The following is a 1,245-nucleotide window of genomic DNA, read 5'->3' on the forward strand; positions in this document are numbered from 1 at the left end:
GGAGCTGTACGCCCAGATCGAACAGTGGCGCACCAATCCCACCCCGGACCGTCTCACGGCGCTGACGAAGAAGATGCAGGCCGCCGGGATCGGCGAGCCGGTCGCCACCAAGGCCCGGTTCGTCGCCCTGTATCTGGGCGGGGCCGCGGCCACCGGCTCGAAAGCCCAGGGGCTCGTGAGTGCGGGTGCGGCGGCCGCCGCTCTGCGCCGCATGGACTCTCCGCTGGTCGATCCGGGAGAGGAGGCCAAATTCCGGGTCGACACCCTGCTCACGGATTACCAGGTTCGCCTGCAGCACGGGCACGACACCGTCGGTGTGCAGGCGCGGCTGGCCGAGGCGATCTCGGTGATGACCGAAGAGGACCAGACCAAGGCCCGCGAGCGGGGCAAACAGATCCGCAAAAACCCGGCCGAGGCGCGTAAGCCGTTGTGGCCCGATCACGTCAACCGCGACGAGCTCGCCACGACCGTGCGCGCGTATGCGGCGCTGGCGCCGATCGTGGAGGCCCGCATCGCCCTCGATCCCGACGGCAAGGACCCCGAGGCGAGGTGGGACAAAGACCAGCGGCAGCGGGCCGAGGTGATGCGCGCTCAGATCGACAAGGCGATCAAGTCGGGCAAGGGTTTGGCCGATATCGAGCGTGACCAGCTGCGCGCCGTGCTCACCGATATCGAGGCCGGGAAAACTCAGGTGCCGGACACGCTGCTGGCCGATGACCGGTCCGCGGCCGCGATCGAGCGCGAACGCCGCGACAACTACGCGCGTGCCTACGCCGAGGAAAACCGCCGCGAGATCGAAAAAATCTTGTCGACCGCGGCCGCGCCCGAGGGCACTGTCCGCGCAGTCCGCGACGACCTCAACCGTGTGGTCCTCGCGCAGACCGCGCTGGCGGCCGGGCGCACCAGTCGCGACGACTACGAAGCCACCCAAGCCGAGGAACAGCTGCGCAACAGCATGATCACTGCCGGGGTGCCCGAACACGTCCGCCTCGACGTGAACCAATTCCTCGCCGTCGAAAACGACGCCTGCGAGAAGAAAGGCGAGCGCGCACGCGCCGTCCAGGACCAGTGGGCCGGTCGCCGAGAAAAGGTCGCCGCCGAACGCAATCCCGGCCCGCCCTCCTACGACAGCCCCGAACGCCTCGCGCTGCTGGAGTACAACCTGCGCCAGGCCGGACTGACTGAGGACCAGCGCGCTCAGCGCCTGGCCGCTGCGGCCGGGCGGGCCAAGCCGCCGATCGATTA

General features: G+C 69.2%; 1 pseudogene. It reads left to right on the plus strand.

Features of this window, described 5'->3' with window-relative positions:
• Positions 1 to 1,245 (plus strand): annotated as a pseudogene (locus A5780_RS41095) (hypothetical protein); the annotation flags it as partial.

Origin of the sequence: Nocardia sp. 852002-20019_SCH5090214, from assembly GCF_001665865.1 — a bacterium.
Lineage (GTDB): Bacteria > Actinomycetota > Actinomycetes > Mycobacteriales > Mycobacteriaceae > Nocardia > Nocardia nova.